Genomic DNA, 17991 nt, shown 5'->3' with positions numbered 1-17991 from the left:
GGCGGACGCGCCGGGGGCAGCGGGTTCGGCGACGGTGGCGGGGATCGGGACGAGCTGTGACGCGACGAGGCACGCTCCGCCGAGGAGCGCGCTCGGTCAAGAGCGCATTTCGGTTTTCCGCTCATAAACGAGCACAAACGCGCAGTCGGCGTCGTCGGCCGGTCAGAGGTCGTTGCCTGCGTAGGAGAGGTTGAAGCTCTTGTTGACCAGGGGGAAGTCGGGGACGATCGCGCCGCTCAGGGCGAGCGGGAGCGCGGGCCAGTTGAAGAACGACGGGTCCACGATCTTGGCTCGGGTGAGGGTGCCGTCCGGGGCGAGCTCGACGCGGTGGACGATCGTGCCGCGCCACCCCTCGACGACGCCGACGCCCGACGCCGGGCGGCCGGACGGCGCGGGCGGCGGGTCGAGCGGCGGCCAGTAGGTGGCCGAGCCCGGGTTCGTCCCGTAGGTCAGGTCGTTGACGATCGCGATCGACGCGCCGATCTCGCGGGCGCGGATCTGGAAGCGGGCCAGCACGTCGCCGGTCTCGGCGGTCGGGACGGTCAGCGCCGGGCGCAGGTCGGTGAAGGGGTGGTCGCGGCGGGCGTCGGCGTCGAGGCCGGAGGCGCGGGCGACGTAGCCGAGGGCGCCGAGGTCGCGGGCGGCCCGGGCGGTCAGCGGCGCGGTGCCGGTGAAGCGGTCGGCGACCACGGTGTGGCCGAGCGCCAGCGCGACGATCTCCGCGACGTCCGCCTCGATGGACCGCAGCGCGTCCGGGTCGGGGATCGCGCGCAGGGCGGCCCCGCCGAGGTGGACGCCGCCGCGCAGCAGCCGGTGCCCGGTGACCCGCGCGTTGAGGCGGAGCAGCTGCTCGCGGACGCGTCCGAACTGGGCGTTCAGGATCGAATGCCCGACGTCGTTGCACAGCGCGCCGAGGTCGGTGACGTGGTTGTAGAGCCGTTCGAGCTCCAGCAGGATGGCCCGCGCGCGCTGCGCGCCGGGCGCGACCTCCGCGCCCGCCGCCTCCTCGACGGCGAGGCAGAACGCGAGGGTGTGGCCGACGGTGGTGTCGCCGCTGACGCGCTCGGCGAAGGGGACGGCGTCGGCGGGGAACCGCCCCTGGAACAGCTTCTCGATGCCCTTGTGCACGAACCACAGCCGGGCCTTCAGCTTGAGGATGCTCTCCCCGACGACGGAGAAGCGGAAGTGGCCGGGCTCGATCATCCCGGCGTGCACCGGCCCGACCGGGATCTCGTAGACGCCGGGCCCCTCGACCTGCACGAACGGGTAGGGGCCCTCGGGGTCCCCGAACTCGGGCGGCGGCCCGGCGTCGGCGCGCATCGGGTACCACCCGCGCGGCCAGTGGTGGTGGCGGACGAGCCGGCGCGGCAGCGGATGACCCTCCGGGACGATCCCGTACAGGTCGTGCATCTCGCGCTCGAACCGTCCCGCCGGGAAGCTGATCCCGGCCAGGCTGGGCAGTACCGGGTCGGCCGGGTCGAGCGGGACGTGCAGCTCGGTGCGGCGGTCGGTCGCCGGATGGGTGAACAGGTACACGACGCGCAGGGCGTCCGGGTCGTGGTGGGCGGCGACGAGGGCGAGGCGGGAGCCGCCGTCCAGCAGCGCGGCGGCGCGCCTCGGCAGGGCGCCCGCGTTGACCTCGACGCTCGTCCGCTCCGGCGGGGCCATCAGTGCGCTCCGAGGACGGTGGCCGCGTGGTCCAGGAGGGTGCGCAGCGGTCCGAGGCCGATGCCGATCGCGGCGCAGCCGACCAGCCCGAGGACGAGCGCCGCCGCGTCCGCGCGGGGGAGCCGGACGGGGAGCGCGGCGGCGCCGGGCGCGTCCGGCGGCGCGCCGAGCAGCATCCGGCCGGTGCGGGCGGCGAGCGCGCCCATGACGACCAGCAGCAGGACGAGGGCGATCGCGACGGCCCAGCCGAGCCCGGCGGCGAACCCGGCGCGGAAGATCCCGAGCTCGCTGGCGAACGGGCCGAACGGCGGGAAGCCGAGCAGCGCGAGCACCGCCGCGCCGAACCCGCCCGCGACCAGCGGGGCGCGCGCGGCGAGGCCGCGCACGGCGTCGATCCGGCTGCCCCCGGCGATCCGGCCGATGTGCCCTGACGCGAGGAACGCGACCGACTTGGCGAGCCCGTGCCCGAGGACGTGCAGCAGCACCGCCATGACGGCGAGCCGCGTGCCGATCGCCGCGCCGACCGCGAGCAGGCCCATGTGCTCGATGCTGGAGTAGGCGAGCATCCGCTTGTAGTCGCGCTGCGCGAGCAGCAGCGCGGCGGCGACCGCGAGCGAGGCCAGCCCGACGGTGAGCAGCAGCGTCCGGGCGGGCCCGGCGCCGAGCGCGGCGTCGGCGATCACCTTGATCCGCAGGACGGCGTAGAACGCGACCGACAGCAGCACGCCCGACATCAGCGCCGACACCGGCGCCGGGGCCTGGCCGTGCGCGTCCGGCAGCCAGGCGTGCAGCGGCGCGAGGCCCGCCTTCGCGCCGAAGCCGAGGATCAGCAGCGCGACGGCGATCCGCGTCACGCCCGCGTCCAGCCGCCCGGCGTGCGCGGTGAGCTGCGTCCAGTCCAGCGACCCGGACGAGGGGACCTGGGCGTGCCGCGCCGCGAAGTGCAGCAGCACGATGCCGAGGAGCGCCAGCGCGATGCCGGCCGAGCAGATCACCACGTACTTCCAGGCCGCCTCGGTGGCGTTGCGGGTGCGGCGGTGCCCGACGAGGAACGCGGTCAGGATCGTCGTCGCCTCGATCGCCACCCACAGGACGCCGAGGCTCGCGGCCAGCACCGCGAGCGCCATCGCGGCGACGAACCCCTGGGTGAGGACGCCGTAGCGGCGCGCGTCCCGCGCGGCGGTGCGCTCCGCGGCGAGGTAGCCGGGCGCGGCGAGCGTCGCGGGCACCGCCACCGCGCCGATCACGATCAGCATGAAGGCGGTGAGGGCGTCCGCGCGGAGCAGCCCGCCGAGGCCGGTGCGCGGCGCGTCCACGGCGTGGACGGCGAGGGCGACGGCGGCGGCGAGCAGCGCGACGGCCGCGGCGGCGCCCAGCCAGGCCGTGCCGCGCCGCCAGCCGAAGGCCGCGTACGCGCCCGCCGCCAGCGCGGGCGCGGCGACGGGGGCGGTCAACAGGAGGGTCATCAGTCCCGCAGCTCCCGCAGGTCGTCCAGGTCGGTGTCGCCGAACGCGGCCCGCATCCGGGTGGTCAGCACCTGGAGCACGAGCACGGCCAGCAGGACGTCCAGGGACACGCCAAGCTCGACGATCAGCGGCACCCCCGACGTCGTCAGGAACGCGACCGCCGTGATCCCGTTGTCCACCAGCAGGAACCCGACGACCTGGGAGAGGGCGCGCCGCCGCGTCACGAGGACGAAGAACCCGATCAGCACCACGGTCAGCGCGACGGGCACGGCCTGCACGGCGGGCGCCGGGTCGAGCGCCACCACCGGACGCGTCACGGCGTACGCCAGCAGGGCCAGCAGCGCCGCGACCACCAGCGACGCGGCCACGTTCACCCGCGGTTCGGTCTCGCGTCCGGCGCCGCCCGCCGTCATCGCGCGGCGCAGCAGCCAGGGCAGCGCGACCGCGCGCAGCAGCCCGATCCCCGCCGCGAGGCCGATGACCTCGGGGTCGCCCTCGGCCACGCCGAGCACGGCGACGAGGCAGCCGAGCGCCGCGCCCTGCGCGGCGAACAGCCGGACGATCGCGGCGAGGTCGCGCCGCCACAGCACCAGCACCCCGGCCAGCAGGAACGCGCCGCAGGCCAGGTCGAGGAGCCGCACGTACAGGACGTGGTTCACGGGCCCACCAGGAAGTAGGACGCGGCGACCGCGAGCAGCGCGAGCACGAACGACCCGGCGAGCAGCTCGGGCACCCGGAACATGCGCAGCTTGGCCATGAACACCTCGCCGGCGGCGAGGGCGCCGCCGAGCACCGCGACCTTGGCGGCGAAGGCGATCAGCGCGACCGGCAGCATCGCCAGGGACGCTCCGGCGATGCCCCAGGGCGCGAACAGGTTGGCGACGAGGCCGAGCAGGATCGTCAGCCGCATCGCCGACGCCCACTCCACCAGCGCGAGGTCGGGCCCGGCGTACTCCAGGACCATCGCCTCGTGGACCATCGTCAGCTCTAGGTGGGTGGACGGGTTGTCCACCGGGATCCGCCCGGTCTCCGCGATCGCCACCACCGCCAGCGCGACGGCCGCCAGCACGCTCGCCGGGGACGCGGCCCGCTGCGGCTCGTGCAGCGTCGAGGTGACGATCGCGCCGAGGTTGGTGGAGCCGACCGGCACCGACAGCGCGAAGATCGACACGAGGATGGTCGGCTCGACCAGCGCCATCACGGTCATCTCGCGGCTCGCGCCCATGCCGCCGAAGGCGGTGCCGGTGTCCAGCCCGGCCAGCGCCAGCGCGACCGTGCCGAGGGCGAGCAGGGCGGCCACGGCGAACAGGTCGGCGGCCCCGTCCAGCGGCGACGCGGTGGTCGCGATCGGGATCACCGCGGCGATCACCAGGGCGGAGCCCGCCAGCACCAGCGGCGCCAGCCGGAAGAGGGGGCCGGTGCCGTCCGGGGCGATCGCCTCCTTGCGGAGGAGCTTGCGCAGGTCCCGCCACGGTTGCAGGACGTCGGCGCCGGCGCGTCCCTCCAGCCGGGCCCGCACCTGCCGCATCGCGCCGACCAGCACCGGCGCCCCGGCGGCCACCAGCGCCACCTGGGCCGCCGCGCCGACCGCGCCCGCCCCGCTCACCGCAGCACCGCCAGGACGACGAGCACGCCGGTGAACGCGGAGAACCCGTACCCGACGTAGCGGTGCACGCTGCCGTTCGCCAGCGGCCGGACGGCCTGCCCGGTCCACGCCACCGCCGCCAGCACCGGCCGGTACAGCCGGTGCTCGATCCGGTCGCCGACCCGGGCGCGGTAGGTCACGCTGTCCACCAGGTACGCCGACTCGGTGACCGGTGTGACGTCGAGGTCGGTCTCGGGGGCGAGGACGTCGTCGAACACCCGCTGCAACGGCTCGGCGAACGAGGTCGCGGTGTACTCCATGCGGGCCGACATCGGCCCGGCGCCGCAGTCCCACAGCCGCGCCCTCCGCCGGGCCCGGCGGGACGCGGCGGCGCGCACCAGCGCGGCCAGCCCGACCGCCGCGACGAGCAGCGCGACCGCGATGATCAGCGGGGACATGGTGCTCGGCAGCCCCGCCGGCCGCATTGTCGCCTGGGCGGACACCGCGTCCGGTCCCGGCGCGGCGACGGCGGTCGCGCGCGCCAGGCCCGCCGCCGCCCACCCGGGCGCCAGCGCGAGCGCGACGCAGCATCCGGCCGCCGCCGCCGTCCCGGCGAGCATCGTCGCGGGACTCTCGTGCGCCCGCGCGGCGGCGGGCGTGCGCGGGCGGGCGAGGAACCCGACGCCGAACGCCTTGACGAACGTCGCGACCGCCAGCCCCGCCGACAGCGCGACGACCGCCACGGCCAGCGGCATCGTGACGGCGGTGACCGTCCCGCCGGACGGCAGCGCGTGGATCAGGCTCTGCACCAGCAGCCATTCGCTCACGAACCCGTTGCCCAGCGGCAGCGCCGACGCCATCAGCGCCCCGACGCCGAACAGCGCGGTGGTGACCGGCATCGGCGACCGCAGGCCGCCGAGGGCGTCCAGGTCGCGGGTGCCGGTGGCGTGGACCACCGACCCGGCCGACAGGAACAGCAGCGTCTTGAACCCCGCGTGGTTGACCACGTGCAGCAGCGCGGCGGTCATCGCCAGCGCCGCCAGCGGACCGGAGCCGACCGCCGCGAACAGCCCGGACGCCCCGACGCCCAGCAGGACCAGCCCCATGTTCTCGCACGTCGAATAGGCCAGCAGCCGCTTCAGGTCGGTCGCCACGGCCGCCTGGAGGATCCCGTACAGCGCCGACGCCGCGCCCGCGGCGAGCGCCAGCAGCCACCACCACTCCGGCCCGCCGCCCAGCAGGTCGAAGCCCACCCGCACGATCCCGTACACGCCGAGGTTGACCATCGCCGCGCTCATCAGCGCCGACACGTGGCTCGGCGCCTCCGGATGGGCGCGCGGCAGCCACACGTGCAGCGGCACGATGCCCGCCTTGGACGCGAACCCGGCGAACGTCGCGACGAACACCGCGCCGCGCGCTGCGGGCGACATGGTGTCGGCCGCCGCGCGCATCTGCGCGAACGCCTCGCCGTCCGCCGCCGCGGCGAACCCCACGAGCCCGGCCAGGACGGCCACCAGCCCCAGGTGCGTCATCACCGCGTACCAGAGCCCGGCCTCGGCCACCGCCGCGCGCCGCCGGTGCTCGGCCACGACCAGCAGCAGCGACGTCAGCGCCATCAGCTCCCACGCCACGAGGAACGTGCTCGCGCTCGCCGCCGCGGGCACCAGCAGCATCGCCGCCACGAACAGCGGGACCATCGCCTGGGCGACCCGTCCGTCCGGGCCGTGCCCGCCGCGCGCGTATCCGACGCCGTACACCGCCGCGCACACCGCCACCGCGCCCGTGACCGCGAGGAAGAGCCCGCTCAGCGGGTCGACCGCCAGCCGGATCCCGGCCAGCGGCAGCAGGTCGGGGTACCAGGCGTCCCACGGGCGGCCGGACAGCGCCGACCCGCCCGCAACGATCGCCGCGACCCCGGCCGCGCCGGTCCCGAGGCCCGCGCCCACGCGGCGGGCCCGCCGCGGCAGCAGCGTCCCGGCCGCGGCGGCGAGCAGGCTCGATCCGAGCCCCGCCCCGAGCGCGGCCCCTGTCAGGCTCATCGGCCGGTGAGCCCCCGCAGCGCGGCCGTGATCGCCTCCGGCGGCGGCGGGCAGCCGGGCACCTCGACGTCCACCGGGACGACGTCGCCCACCGCGCCGACCACGCCGTACGCCTCGGCGAACACCCCGCAGTTCCGCGCGCAGTCGCCGACCGCGACGACGACCTTCGGCTCGGGGACGGCCTCGTGGGTCCGGCGCAGCGCCATCCGCATGTTGCGGGTCACGGGCCCGGTCACCAGCAGCGCGTCGGCGTGGCGGGGCGAGGCCACGAGCCGGGCCCCGTAGCGCTCGGCGTCGTACACCGGGCCGAACGCCGAGGCGATCTCGATCTCGCACCCGTTGCAGGACCCCGCGTCCACGTGCCGGACCTGCACCGACCCGCCGAACTCCCGCGCGCGTCCGGTGGACACGCCTGCGGGACGCGCGGGCGGCGGCTCCGCGACCCGGCCGGTCCCGCGGATCTTGCGCAGCAGATCTTTCACCGTGTTCCTCAATGTGAGACGGCCCATACGGGGCCATATGGCACCGAAGCACAAGAAGTTACCGTCCTGCGCAATTGCCAACGTTAGCAACTGGTCGGGACAGCACAGCACGGGCCCGGTTCGATCCGAGGAGCCCGTTAGGAGCGCTTTCGGCCTTCGGCGGCGCCCGCGGCCCGCAGGTCGTCGAGGAGTTCCGCCTGCCCGGACAGTACTCCGGTCAGGATCGCGCGGGCGACGCCCAGCAGCTCCGCCACGCGCGGGCTGGTCAGCGAGTAGATCACCGTGGCGCCCTCCTTGCGGGAGACCACCAGCCCCGCGCGGCGCAGCACCGCGAGCTGCTGGGACAGGTGCGCGGGCTCGATCCCGACCTCGGGGAGCATCTCGGCCACCGCGTGGTCGCGCTCGCTGAGCAGCTCCAGCACGCGGATCCGGGCCGGGTGCCCGAGCGTTTTGAAGAACTCCGCCTTGAGCTGGTACAGCGGCGCGCTCACGATGCCCGATCCCCCTTCGCCGAGGTGACCACCTCGGCAATTGCCAAACCTAGCAAGCGGACGCCCTAAAGCGGGACGTCCGGGCTTGCCGGGGGACCGCCCTCGCCGGTGGTGCCGGGCACCGCGACGACGAGGGTCTTGTCGTCGCCGGTGCCGTCCGGGACCTCCGCGAGGAAGTCGCGCAGCCCGTCCGAGGCCGCGGATTCCCGCCTCGCGTAGTTCCAGAGGTCGGTGAAGAACGGCTCGTACAGGGTCCCGGCGGCGGGGTCGTCCAGGATCACCGAGCGGAGCCCGTCCGTGGAGAGCGCCACCCCGGTCACCTCGGACGCGGGGAAGCGTTCGACGGCCAGCGCGTCCAGGGCGTCGCCGGACGTCAGGAAGACCGTCTCGTTCGCGTACTCGCCCCGCGCCGGCGCCGCCGCGCCCAGCGCGGCGCCGCCCCGCTCGACCGCGACGATCCCGTCGCCGATCTGCCCGGCCGCCACCTCGGTGGCGCCGACGACGACCACCGCGAGCGTGCAGGCGAACGGGTCCGGGTCGGGCGCCAGGCCGAGGACGGCCCGCCGCGCGGAGGCGAACGCGGCGAGCAGCGGATCGTCCCCCGGCCGCGCGGCCGCGCACGCCGCCGCGACCGCCGTCCGCGCGCCCTCGGCCGCGTGTTCGCGGGAACCCGCGCCGTCCGCGATCGCGAGGACGAGCCCCGCCCGCGTCCGCGCCGACGCCCACGCGTCCTGGCAGTCCTGCGCGGACCGCCGGTGGGCGGCGCCGGTCACCGAGGCGGCCAGCACCCTCACGCGGTGCCCCAGCCGACCGGCGGCAGCGGGACCTGCGCGGTGTCGCTCTCGGGACCGAACGCCACCGAGTTGCTGACCTGCTGCATGGACGCCGACAGCCACGCGAACATCGGCCCGAACTGCAGACCCCGCAGCCGCGCCGGACCGCGCTGCGACAGCCGCGCGAGCTGGTCCATGTCGGCGGCCTCGCCGATTCCGACCGCGAACACGGTCACGCCTTTCGCGCGCTCCATTTCCGACAGCCGCCGGACGGCGTTCTCGAACCTTTCCCCGTCGGTGGGCGAACCGTCGCTCAGAACGAAGAGCCACGGCCGGTAATACTCCAGTCCGGCCGCCCGGTATTCGGCCTTGCGCCCTTCGACGAGGTCCATCGCCGTGTCGAGGGCCTCGCCCAGCGGGGTCGTGCCCGAGACCGGGAACCGCTGCGGCGCGAGCTCCCTGGCCTCGGCGAACGGCTGCGCGACGCGCACCTCGCCGCCGAACGTCACGACCGCCACCTCGGTGCGCTTGCGGGCCAGCGGGTCTTCGCCGAGTTCGCCGCAGAACTGCGCGTACCCGCGGTTCAGTTCGTCGATCGGGGCGCCGCCCATCGACAGGGAGACGTCGAGGAGCAGGACGCAGGCGACGCGCGGATCGCGGTTGTCCAGCTTCAGGCGCGGGGTGAACGGTGCGGTCATTCTGAACTGTTCCTTTCAGGGTGTGACCTGGGGGTCACAGGGGGATCTCTGTGTCGGGAAGATCGCAGTAGAAGCGGAATGCGCGGCCCTTGTGCGGAAAGGTGAGCGTGGCGCGGTAGAACGGTGCGTTCCCGACGGCCATCACGGTGCCGCCGTTCCAGGAGTAGTAGTTCTGGTTCTGGTAATCGCGTTCGGTGGTCTTCGGTTCGTCCTTCTTCGGAAGCAGGCAGCCCGCGCTCGGACGCCCATAGCCGCCGACGTCGAGCCGGAGCCGTCCGTCGGGCAGGGGCGTCTCGCGGAAGAGCGTCCAGGACGCCGGCGTCCCGAACGGCCCGTTCGTCCTCGGGACGATGGCCGCGGCGGGCTCGTCGACCCGTCCGATCCGCGTCCACGGGAAACGCCCGCGGTCGAAGACGAAGTCGTAGTCGCCGGGCAGATGCGCCGGATAGGTGAGCCGGGCCGCGATGTGCCCCTGGTCCGAGGCGACGGGCTCAAGCTTCATCGGGGCGACGTCGACCAGCCCCCGGCGGGTGTGGACGAGCAGCCGCGCCCCCCGGAATCCGGGATTGGACACATAGTCGCCGCGCGCGTCGAAACTCACCGTCAGCCGGAACCCGCTGAGGCTCGCCCGCTCGATTCTCAGCGTCGAGGGATAGACGCTCTGAATCGCGGGCTTCGCCGGGACGGTGTGCGGTGCGGCGCCCAGCAAGCGGGGTGCCGCGATGTCCGGGGGCGCCGGTTCGGGGCGCACCGCGTCCGCGACCTTCGGAACGGCGAACGCGCCCACCGTCGCCAGGACCGCGAACGCGCCGACCCACGCGGGCCACCGGCGGCGCCTCCGGGCGGGCGCCGCCGCCGCGACGGGCCGGGGCGCGGGAACCGGGACGGGCGGCGCGTGCTCGGACCGCGCGCGGTCGGCGGCGCACCACGGGCACGACGCCGCCTCCCGCGGGAACACGTGCGCCCGGTCCGCCGGGCAGTTCCTCAGTCCGTGGGCCAGGTCCCGCAGCGCCGCCTGCCATTCGGCCGCCGTCGGCCGCCGTTCCGGCCGCCGCGCCCCCTCGGCCAGCGCGCGGTCGAACAGGTCGCGGACCGGCGCCGTCACCAGCTCGAATCCGGGCACGCCCGGCGGCGGGCGGAGCGGCCCCTTGCGGCCGTTGGCGTACCAGCCCTTCGCCGCCAACCGGTCCCGGCGCGGCTTCTCTCCCGGCCCGGTCCACACGCCGTCGAAGGGATGGGCCCCGGAAAAGAGGATCTGGTGGATATGGACGGCCAGGGCGAAAAGGTCGGACGACGGTTCACGGCGGACGCTCGCGACGTCCGCGCCGATCAGCTCCGGCGCGGTGTATTCGGGCCGCCCGACCGTGCAGTGGAACACCCTTCCCGTGTCGGGATCGGCGACCTGCATCGAGTCGCAGTCGACCAGGGAGACCCGTGCCCGCTGGTCGACGAGGACGTTCCGCTCCTGGAAATCACCGATCACGACACCCGACTCGTGCACGACCCGTACGGCCGTGGCCAGGTTGACGGCGGTGTGCAGCAGTTCCCGCCACGTCCACTGGACCGCCCAGCGCGGCCCTCCCGGGCCCGGAGACCGCCGGTCGGACGGATTGGCCAGCAGGTGCAGCTCGGCGGTCCGGGAGACGTCCAGGCGCGGCATGAGGAAGCCGACGCAGCGGTCGCCGTCCAGGACGTAGTCGGAGGGCCAGGCCAGCAGCACATGCCCGTGCCCGTCGCGGACCCCCGGCGGGGGATGGGCGACCATCACGCGTAACCGGTCGGGCCATGCGGCGTCCCGCGCCAGTTCCGCGTCGTGAAGGCGCTTGAACACGAGGTCGGGCCGTCCGGAGACGGCGAAGAGCTCGCCCTGCCCGCCCCGGCGGAACGCGGCGCCGACCCTCAGCTCACCGCCGCTCCCGACCGTCAGCATGCTCCGGTCTCCGGCCCTCTGGCCTCCTACCGCTCGGCAAGGCCGTATTGGGCGTACATGTGTGCGCGCGCCGTTTCCAGCGGCAATGGCTGATACGGGCTGACCATGCCATAGACGAGCCCCATCATCGTGGTGCGGAACAGCAGTTGTTCGGTGACGGCGTCGGTTCCCCTGGACGCGAGGATCTCCTGGGCCAGGACGGCGAGCCGCTCCTCGTGCTCGTGCTCGGCGTCGGCGAGCGTCTCGGCGATGCCGGGGCGCAGCAGCAGGGCCAGGTGCAGGGCGATGATCCGCGGCTCGGCCGCCGCCGCCTCCAGGACGGCGTCGATCAGGGCGGCGAGCCGCTCGTCCGGACCGGCGCCGGGGTCGAGCGCCTCGATCCGCCGCACCACCGTCTCGTGCAGCAGCCGGTCCGCCAGCGCCTGGACGATGTGGTGCTTGGTGCGGAAGTAGTAGACCGTCAGGCCCGCCGAGACCCCGGCCTCGCGGGCGATCCTGGCCAGGCTCGTCGAGTCGTAGCCGTGGTCCCTGAACAGCCGGTGGGCGCAGCCGAGGATCTTGGCCTTGGCCTCGGCGCGCATCCGCTGGTTGGTGCCGACGTTGCGCGGAGACATCGCGTTCCCCTTGATTGAATGACGCTCAGTCAATCATACTCGGCGTGTCCTTTTCGGCTCGTCCGCGCGGAGGTCGGCGATGCAGGCGCTACGGCCGGGCGACCCGGCGGAGATCGGCGGCTTCCCGGTGCTGGCCAGGCTGGGCGCGGGCGGCATGGGCGAGGTCTACCTCGGCCTCAGCGGGGGCGGCCTGCACGTCGCGCTCAAGGTGATCAGCAGGGACTTCACCGCGCCGCAGGCGGTCGCGCGGTTCCGCCGCGAGGTCGAGACGGTCGGCCTCGTGCGCAGCCGGTTCGCCGCCGCGCTCGTCGGGGCGGGCGTCGAGGCGCCGCCGTACTGGCTGGCGACCGAGTACGTCCCCGGGCCGACGCTCCAGCAGGCGGTGCGGCGGCACGGGCCGCTGCCGCCGGAGACCTGCCTGCGGCTGCTGGCGGCGCTGGCCGAGGGCCTCGCGGACCTCCACCGGCAGGGCGTCCGGCACCGCGACCTCAAACCGGCCAACGTGATCCTCGGCCGGGACGGGCCGCGCCTGATCGACTTCGGCATCGCGCGCGGCGAGGGGCAGGAGCAGATCACCGGGACCGGGGCCTGGACGGGCACGCCCGGGTTCGTCGCACCGGAGCTGATCGACGGCCGTCCGGCGTCCGCCGCCTCCGACGTGTTCTCGCTCGCCGGGACGATCGCCTTCGCGGCGACCGGGCGGCCGCCGTTCGGCGACGAGAGCCTCTCCGTGATCGTCCACCGCACCCTGGCGGGCGACCTCGACCTGGACGGCGTGGACGCGCGGCTGGCCGGCCTCCTGACCCGCTGCGCCGCCAAGGACCCCGCCGCGCGGCCGGATCCCGAGGAGGTCATGCGGCTGTGCGCGGTCCGCGACCCGCTGGCGGAGCATCCGGACTACCGGCGGCTCGTCGCGCTCACCGCCCCGCCGCCGCCCGACCTGCGGGCGGCGATCGCGGACGGGCTCGTCCCGCCCGACCACGGCCGCACGGCCGTAGCGACGTCGGTGGCCCGGCCGTCCCGCACCCGGCGGCGCGCCGCCGCGATCCTCGGCGGGACGGCGCTGCTGGCGGCCGCGTCCCTCCTGGTCTACGAGGGCCTCCCCGGCGACGGCCCCGCCGCACACGGCGGCACCGGGACCGGAGGCGGGCCCACGACGACCGGCACGACGACCGGCACGACGACCGGCGGGACGACCGGCGGGACGGCGACCGGTGGCCGCGCGCGGCCCCGGACGGCGACACCGGCCGCCGCGAAGGCCCCGCCGATCACGTCGATCGACCAGCGGGTGGGCGCCTTCACCTGGGACCCGGCGACCGGACGATGCGACCGGAACGTCAAGCCCGACGACGAGACGCTCGCCGCGACCATCAGGCTGGCGCACACCCCGGCGGCGGTCCGTCCCGGCGGCGGCGTCGACCTGAAACTGCTCTTCGAGTGGTACGGCCCTTCCGACTACTACATCGCCGCCCAGATCAGGCCGCCGGTCGGCCAGGGCGGAAACCGGATCACCGGAATCGTCAATTCCAAGCCGATCCGGTATCCGGCGAAGGCGGACCCGCGACAGCAGGCGACGATGGCCGAGGCGCTGACCGTGACCTATCCGGAGGACTTCAGCTGGCCGGGCGCCAACAACGAGGTGTTCCCCTTGTCGCCCGGCGCCTGGACGGTCCTCTGGTACCACGTCCCGCCGGACGGCCGGGCGAAGCCCATAGGCTGCACGGGCTTCGCCGTCACTTAGAAGTCGTCGTTGGTGTAGGGCGCGAGGGGGACGGCGAGAGCCGCGTCCAGGCGGGCGGCCGCCGACGGCGTGTGCTCGGTGACGACGCCGAGCCGGGTCAGCGCGGACAGCCGCGTCCCGCCCATGTAGACGGACGCCAGGTCGGCGGCGGACAGGGACAGGTCGGGGGCCGCGTCCGTCCGGTCGCAGGCGGGCACGGCGCCGGTCGTCAGCCGCCAGCGGCCCGCGTTGGCCGGGAGGCGGGCGTCGTCGACCTCCAGCACGAAGGCGTCCTCGGCGGCCCACGACCGGGCGCGCAACGCGGCCGGGACGTCGACCAGCCGCAGCCACAGCGCGCCGTAGTCGTTCTTCACGGCGACCTGGTCGGGGTCGGCGGCCATGAGCGGGAGCAGGTCGTCCACCGGGCGGCTCGGCGCCTGCACGACCTTGATCAGGTCGATGGACGCGAGGTACCGCCACAGCGCGGCCTCCACCGCCGGGGTGTCCGCGACGAGGTCCTCGACCCGGACGGTCTGGTCGTGGGCGCGGTACGCCGCGTACCCGCCGGGATGGACGACGACGCGCGGCTCGCTGAACGCCGGGGCCTCGCGCTCGACCGCGCGCAGGGTGCCGCGCGTCCACCATTCCGCGTCGCGGACGAGGCCGCCCGGGCGCGCGGCGAGCCCGCGCGAGTGGATCGGGCCGAGGACCTCCGGCGCGGACGCGGGGTCGATCAGCCGCAGCGGCGCGGGATCGGGCGCCGTGCGCAGTTCGAGCGGGCGCGAGGCGTCGATCTCCAGGCCGACGGCGCGGGTCGCGAGGCCGAAGCCGTACCGCCCGTAGATCAGCCCCTGCGACGCCCAGAGCGCGGCGACCGGACGGCCCGCGGCGGCCGCGTCCGCGTGCATCCGCTCGATCATGGACGTCAGGACGCCGCGGCGGCGGTGGGTGGGCAGCACCCCGACCAGCGTGATGGCCGAGCAGTCGAGCAGCGCGCCGGGCACGGCGAGCCGCATCGGGATGGCCGCGAGCTGCCCGGCGAGCGTGTCGCCGTCGTAGGCGCCGATCCGGTCGGCCCGCCGCGCCGCCCACGAGTCGCGGTCGTGGTCGGCTTCCTCGATGCGGCTGTGGAACACGATCCCGGCGAAGTCCAGCATGCGGGCGGCGTCGGCCTCGGGGATCTCCCTGATCTCGATCACGCTTCCACCGTATGACCGCCGCGCAACCCGTTTTTTCGCAGGTCCCCGGTCGGCGGCGGGCGCGTGCCGGGGCGCGTCGCCGCTGATGACAACATCAACACAATCTCGGAGGTTGCCCCGCTGGAGTGGCTATCGTGCGCACGAGCCGATGTCCTCCCAGTTGAGCACTCAAGCTCGATGGACGATTCACTCTCGGTGGCGGATGCTACTGCGGACTTAACCGGATGTAGCTGTTGACTTTATCAACAGCACGTCCGAAACTGCGTTCAGCAGCCGCGGCTTCTCTCGTGCCCACCCCCAAGGAGAAGTTCGTCATGTCCCCTGAAATGGATCGTCGCCAGGTATTGCGCGGAGCCGCGGCCGTGACCGCCGGAACCGCCGCGACGGGAATGCTGCCCGCCGTCTCCGCGCGGGCGGACGGCGGCGGCGACGCCGATCTCGTCATCCACAACGGCCGGGTTCTGGTACTCGACAAGCACTTCCGCAAGGCGGAGGCCGTCGCCGTGCGCGACGGACGCGTGCTCGCCGTCGGAACGGCCCGCGACATGCGGCGCCACACGGGCAAGCGGACGGAGCTGCTCGACGCGGGCGGCGGCACCGTCCTCCCCGGCATCAACGACAGCCATCTGCACCTCAATTCGCATGGCCTCAGCCTTCCGCCGTTCAACATCGACGTGGACAAGGCGACGATCGAGGAACTGGTCTCCGCCGTCCGCGCGGCGGTGGACGCGGCCCCGAGCCCGGACTCGTGGATTCGCGGCCGGGGATGGCAGCAGCTCCGCCTGCCGCGCCCGCCGGTGGCCGCGGACCTCGACCCGGTCTCGGGGAACCATCCGGTCGTCCTCGGCGACTTCTCCGGACACGCGACGGCCGTGAACTCGGTCGTCCTCCGGAAGGCCGGTATCACCCGCGACACCGTGCCGCCGCCCGGCGGGGTCATCGACAAGGACGCGAACGGCGAGCCCACGGGAGTCCTGCGCGAGACGGCGCAGAGCCTGGTGCGCGGCATCGTCCCGCCGTTCACGCGCGAGGAGCGCGCGCGGGCCATCGACACCGCCGTCCGGATCCTGCATTCCTGGGGCATCACCAGCGCCACCGAACCCGGCATCGACCTGGACACCCTCGCCCTCTACGCGGAGAAGGCGCGGGCCGGGACGCTGCCGTTGCGCGTCACCGCGCTCCTCGGGAGCGGCACGGGCCCCCGGACGCTCCGCGGCGTCCTCGCCGAGTACGAGCCGCCGCGCGGCGTCGATCCCCGGACGTTGCGGGTCGCCGGGGTGAAGGTCTTCGCCGACGGAATTCCCCGGTTCAGGACCGCGTGGATGAACAAGCCCTACCTCGACGGCAGCAACGGCAGCCTCACGATCGACGGCGCGACGCCCGCCGAGCAGCTCGCCAACCTGCACGAGATGATCCGGATCGCCGTGGCCGCCGGGCTCCAGGTCGGCTCGCACTCATGCGGCGACGGCACCACGGACGCGGTCGTCGCCGGTTACGTGAAGGCGGGCGGCCGCCATTGGCGAACGGCGGATCTGCGGCACTACGTCATCCACTGCAATTTCCCCTCCGCCCGGACGCTGCGGACGATGGCGCGCAACGACATCGGCGCGAACCTGAATTCGGAGATCCTGTATCTGCAGGGCCGCGTCCTCGAATCGATCATCGGCGCCGAGCTGACCGAGTACCAGTGGCCCTACCGGAGCGCGCTCGAAGCGGGGGTCAACGTCACCTCCGGATCGGACGCGCCCGTGGTGGCGCCCCACTGGCTGCGGGGCGTGATGACGGCGATGCTCCGCCGGGGAGCGGACGGCAGCGTCGCCGGGACGGCGGAACGCGTCTCGCTGCCCCAGGCGTTGGCCACCTACACCCGCAACGCCGCGTGGCAGGACCACGCGGAGCGCTGGAAGGGCACGCTTGAGCCGGGGAAGGCCGCCGACATCTGCGTCGTCGGCGGCGACCTGCTCGCCGCGGACCCCCGCGACCTCCAGAACCTCCAGGTGACGGCGACGCTGGTCGGGGGCCGGGTGGTCTACGAACGGACGGGCGGGACGTCAACCACGGCGGCGCCCGCCGCCTTCACGCGGGGCCCCGGGCACACCTGCGAGGACGGCGAGAAATGCTGCTGCGAACTCGCCGAGGAGATCCTCAGATAGGGAACCAGTTCGGAGGCCCCGCCGGTCACGGCATGCGCAGGACGGGCTTGACGACCTCGCCCGCGTAGGACCGGTCCAGCGCGGTCTGGACGTCGGCGAAGTCGAAGTACTCCACGAGCCGGTCGAACGGGAAGCGGCCCTGCGCGTACAGCCGCATGATCGCCGTGATCAGCTCGTCGCCGCGCCCGCCGCCGCCGAGGACCCCGACGATCCGCTTGCCCCACAGCGTGGACACGTGGTCGAGGGTGAACTCGGCGGCGGCCGGGGCGCCGCCGATGAGGACGCACGTGCCGAGCATGCCGACCACGTCGGCGGCCTGCCGGACGACGTCGATCACCCCCGTGCACTCCAGCGCGTAGTCGGCGGCCCCGCCGCACAGGTCGCGGACGGCGTCGACCGGGTCGTGCTCGGACGCGTCGACGGCGTCGGTCGCGCCGAGCTCGCGGGCCAGCTCCAGCCGGGACGCGTGCCGGTCGACCGCGATGATTCGGGTGGCGGGGGAGTTGCGCGCGGCCATGATCGCGGCGAGGCCGACGGTCCCCGCCCCGAACACCGCGATCCGCGCACCCGCGTGCGGCCTTACCGTGTTGAAGATCGCGCCCGCGCCGGTGGACACCCCGCAGGCCAGCGGCCCCATCAGCGCGAGCGGCAGGTCCGGCGGGACGCGCACCAGCGCGGCGGCCGTGGTCAGCGCGTGCGTCGCGAACGACGACTGGCCGAAGAAGTGGCCGGCGACGGGCCTGCCGTCCGGGCGGCGCAGCGCCGTCTCCCCGGCGCGCGGCCCGCCGAGCCGCCCGCCGCCGACCAGCGCCGTCGCGAGCCGCTCGCAGTAGCGCGGCTCCCCGGCCCGGCAGTTCCGGCACGCGCCGCACGACGGCCAGCCGATGACGACCGGGTCGCCCTCGGCGTAGCCGGTGACGCCGGGCCCGACGGCGGCGACCGTCCCGGCGCCCTCGTGGCCGAGGACGCCGGGCAGCGGGAAGGGCAGGTCGCCGTGCCGGGCCAGCCCGTCGGTGTGGCAGATCCCGGCGGCGACCACCTTGACCAGGACCTCGCCGGGGCCGGGCTCGTCCAGGTCCAGCTCGGTGAGGGTGAACGGGGCGTCCACTTCCTCGACGAGAGCGGCGGTGATCCGCATGGGCGGGCTCCTTCACGGGATCGGGCCGGCCGCGA

Annotated in this window: 15 protein-coding genes; 2 read left to right on the top strand and 13 right to left on the bottom strand. The window is 74.7% G+C overall.

Annotated features, from left to right (window positions below; all coding sequences use genetic code 11):
- Positions 1-162 precede the first annotated feature (162 nt).
- The 11 genes from ACH01S_RS10295 to ACH01S_RS10245 form a co-directional block, all read right to left on the bottom strand.
- A complete protein-coding gene (locus ACH01S_RS10295; RefSeq protein ID WP_067888424.1) occupies positions 163-1668 on the bottom strand; it encodes a hydrogenase large subunit in 1506 nt (501 codons plus the stop codon).
- The gene (locus tag ACH01S_RS10290) at positions 1668-3134 is read right to left on the bottom strand and encodes a proton-conducting transporter transmembrane domain-containing protein (protein WP_067888421.1); all 1467 of its coding nucleotides are present in this window, start codon (positions 3132-3134) and stop codon (positions 1668-1670) included. The genes ACH01S_RS10295 and ACH01S_RS10290 overlap by 1 nt, the downstream gene beginning before the upstream one ends.
- Positions 3134-3793, bottom strand: a complete 660-nt coding sequence (locus ACH01S_RS10285; RefSeq protein ID WP_067888419.1) for a hypothetical protein — start codon at positions 3791-3793, stop codon at positions 3134-3136. The genes ACH01S_RS10290 and ACH01S_RS10285 overlap by 1 nt, the downstream gene beginning before the upstream one ends.
- A complete protein-coding gene (locus tag ACH01S_RS10280) occupies positions 3790-4740 on the bottom strand; it encodes a respiratory chain complex I subunit 1 family protein (protein ID WP_067888416.1) in 951 nt (316 codons plus the stop codon). Before ACH01S_RS10280 ends, ACH01S_RS10285 begins: the two co-directional genes overlap by 4 nt.
- A complete protein-coding gene (locus ACH01S_RS10275) occupies positions 4737-6758 on the bottom strand; it encodes a proton-conducting transporter transmembrane domain-containing protein (protein ID WP_067888413.1) in 2022 nt (673 codons plus the stop codon). Before ACH01S_RS10275 ends, ACH01S_RS10280 begins: the two co-directional genes overlap by 4 nt.
- Positions 6755-7240 (bottom strand): NADH-quinone oxidoreductase subunit B family protein, encoded by a 486-nt coding sequence (locus ACH01S_RS10270; RefSeq protein ID WP_246237057.1) that lies wholly within the window; start codon positions 7238-7240, stop codon positions 6755-6757. The genes ACH01S_RS10275 and ACH01S_RS10270 overlap by 4 nt, the downstream gene beginning before the upstream one ends.
- Before the next feature lie 137 nt (positions 7241-7377).
- On the bottom strand, positions 7378-7731 hold the full coding sequence (locus ACH01S_RS10265) for an ArsR/SmtB family transcription factor (RefSeq protein WP_067888407.1): 354 nt from the start codon (positions 7729-7731) through the stop codon (positions 7378-7380).
- A gap of 65 nt (positions 7732-7796) precedes the next feature.
- Complete coding sequence (locus tag ACH01S_RS10260; protein ID WP_169809245.1) at positions 7797-8525, bottom strand: PP2C family serine/threonine-protein phosphatase; 729 nt, start codon at positions 8523-8525, stop codon at positions 7797-7799.
- Positions 8522-9202 carry a vWA domain-containing protein gene (locus ACH01S_RS10255; protein ID WP_083980513.1) on the bottom strand — a complete coding sequence of 227 codons (681 nt, stop codon included), beginning with the start codon at positions 9200-9202 and terminating at the stop codon, positions 8522-8524. Before ACH01S_RS10255 ends, ACH01S_RS10260 begins: the two co-directional genes overlap by 4 nt.
- Before the next feature lie 34 nt (positions 9203-9236).
- Positions 9237-11132 carry a protein kinase domain-containing protein gene (locus ACH01S_RS10250; RefSeq protein WP_067888403.1) on the bottom strand — a complete coding sequence of 632 codons (1896 nt, stop codon included), beginning with the start codon at positions 11130-11132 and terminating at the stop codon, positions 9237-9239.
- Positions 11133-11158: 26 nt separating this feature from the next.
- A complete protein-coding gene (locus ACH01S_RS10245; RefSeq protein ID WP_067888400.1) occupies positions 11159-11746 on the bottom strand; it encodes a TetR/AcrR family transcriptional regulator in 588 nt (195 codons plus the stop codon).
- A 79-nt stretch (positions 11747-11825) separates the two neighbouring features.
- On the opposite strand from ACH01S_RS10245, the gene ACH01S_RS10240 reads away from it, so the two are divergent.
- On the top strand, positions 11826-13487 hold the full coding sequence (locus tag ACH01S_RS10240; RefSeq protein ID WP_067888397.1) for a serine/threonine-protein kinase: 1662 nt from the start codon (positions 11826-11828) through the stop codon (positions 13485-13487).
- Here ACH01S_RS10240 and ACH01S_RS10235 read toward each other — a convergent pair.
- A complete protein-coding gene (locus ACH01S_RS10235) occupies positions 13484-14665 on the bottom strand; it encodes a GNAT family N-acetyltransferase (RefSeq protein WP_246237060.1) in 1182 nt (393 codons plus the stop codon). The genes ACH01S_RS10240 and ACH01S_RS10235 overlap by 4 nt on opposite strands.
- A gap of 362 nt (positions 14666-15027) precedes the next feature.
- Here ACH01S_RS10235 and ACH01S_RS10230 point away from each other — a divergent pair, with 362 nt between their 5' ends.
- Positions 15028-16818 carry an amidohydrolase gene (locus ACH01S_RS10230; protein ID WP_246237062.1) on the top strand — a complete coding sequence of 597 codons (1791 nt, stop codon included), beginning with the start codon at positions 15028-15030 and terminating at the stop codon, positions 16816-16818.
- A gap of 25 nt (positions 16819-16843) precedes the next feature.
- Here ACH01S_RS10230 and ACH01S_RS10225 read toward each other — a convergent pair whose 3' ends face one another.
- Positions 16844-17956, bottom strand: coding sequence for an NAD(P)-dependent alcohol dehydrogenase (locus ACH01S_RS10225; protein ID WP_067888391.1), 1113 nt, complete (start codon positions 17954-17956; stop codon positions 16844-16846).
- Between the last annotated feature and the right edge of the window lie 35 nt (positions 17957-17991).

It is taken from the genome of Actinomadura chibensis NBRC 106107, from assembly GCF_001552135.1.
GTDB classification, from domain to species: Bacteria; Actinomycetota; Actinomycetes; order Streptosporangiales; family Streptosporangiaceae; genus Spirillospora; species Spirillospora chibensis.
This window is presented reverse-complemented; position numbering and strand designations above follow the sequence as displayed.

What these genes read in the sequence shown, in the direction of transcription:
- ACH01S_RS10295 (WP_067888424.1), bottom strand. Translation starts at nt 1,668, where the DNA reads ATGGCCCCGCCGGAGCGGACGAGCGTCGAGGTCAACGCGGGCGCCCTG.
- ACH01S_RS10290 (WP_067888421.1), bottom strand. Translation starts at nt 3,134, where the DNA reads ATGACCCTCCTGTTGACCGCCCCCGTCGCCGCGCCCGCGCTGGCGGCG.
- ACH01S_RS10275 (WP_067888413.1), bottom strand. Translation starts at nt 6,758, where the DNA reads ATGAGCCTGACAGGGGCCGCGCTCGGGGCGGGGCTCGGATCGAGCCTG.
- ACH01S_RS10255 (WP_083980513.1), bottom strand. Translation starts at nt 9,202, where the DNA reads ATGACCGCACCGTTCACCCCGCGCCTGAAGCTGGACAACCGCGATCCG.
- ACH01S_RS10250 (WP_067888403.1), bottom strand. Translation starts at nt 11,132, where the DNA reads ATGCTGACGGTCGGGAGCGGCGGTGAGCTGAGGGTCGGCGCCGCGTTC.
- ACH01S_RS10245 (WP_067888400.1), bottom strand. Translation starts at nt 11,746, where the DNA reads ATGTCTCCGCGCAACGTCGGCACCAACCAGCGGATGCGCGCCGAGGCC.
- ACH01S_RS10240 (WP_067888397.1), top strand. Translation starts at nt 11,826, where the DNA reads ATGCAGGCGCTACGGCCGGGCGACCCGGCGGAGATCGGCGGCTTCCCG.
- ACH01S_RS10225 (WP_067888391.1), bottom strand. Translation starts at nt 17,956, where the DNA reads ATGCGGATCACCGCCGCTCTCGTCGAGGAAGTGGACGCCCCGTTCACC.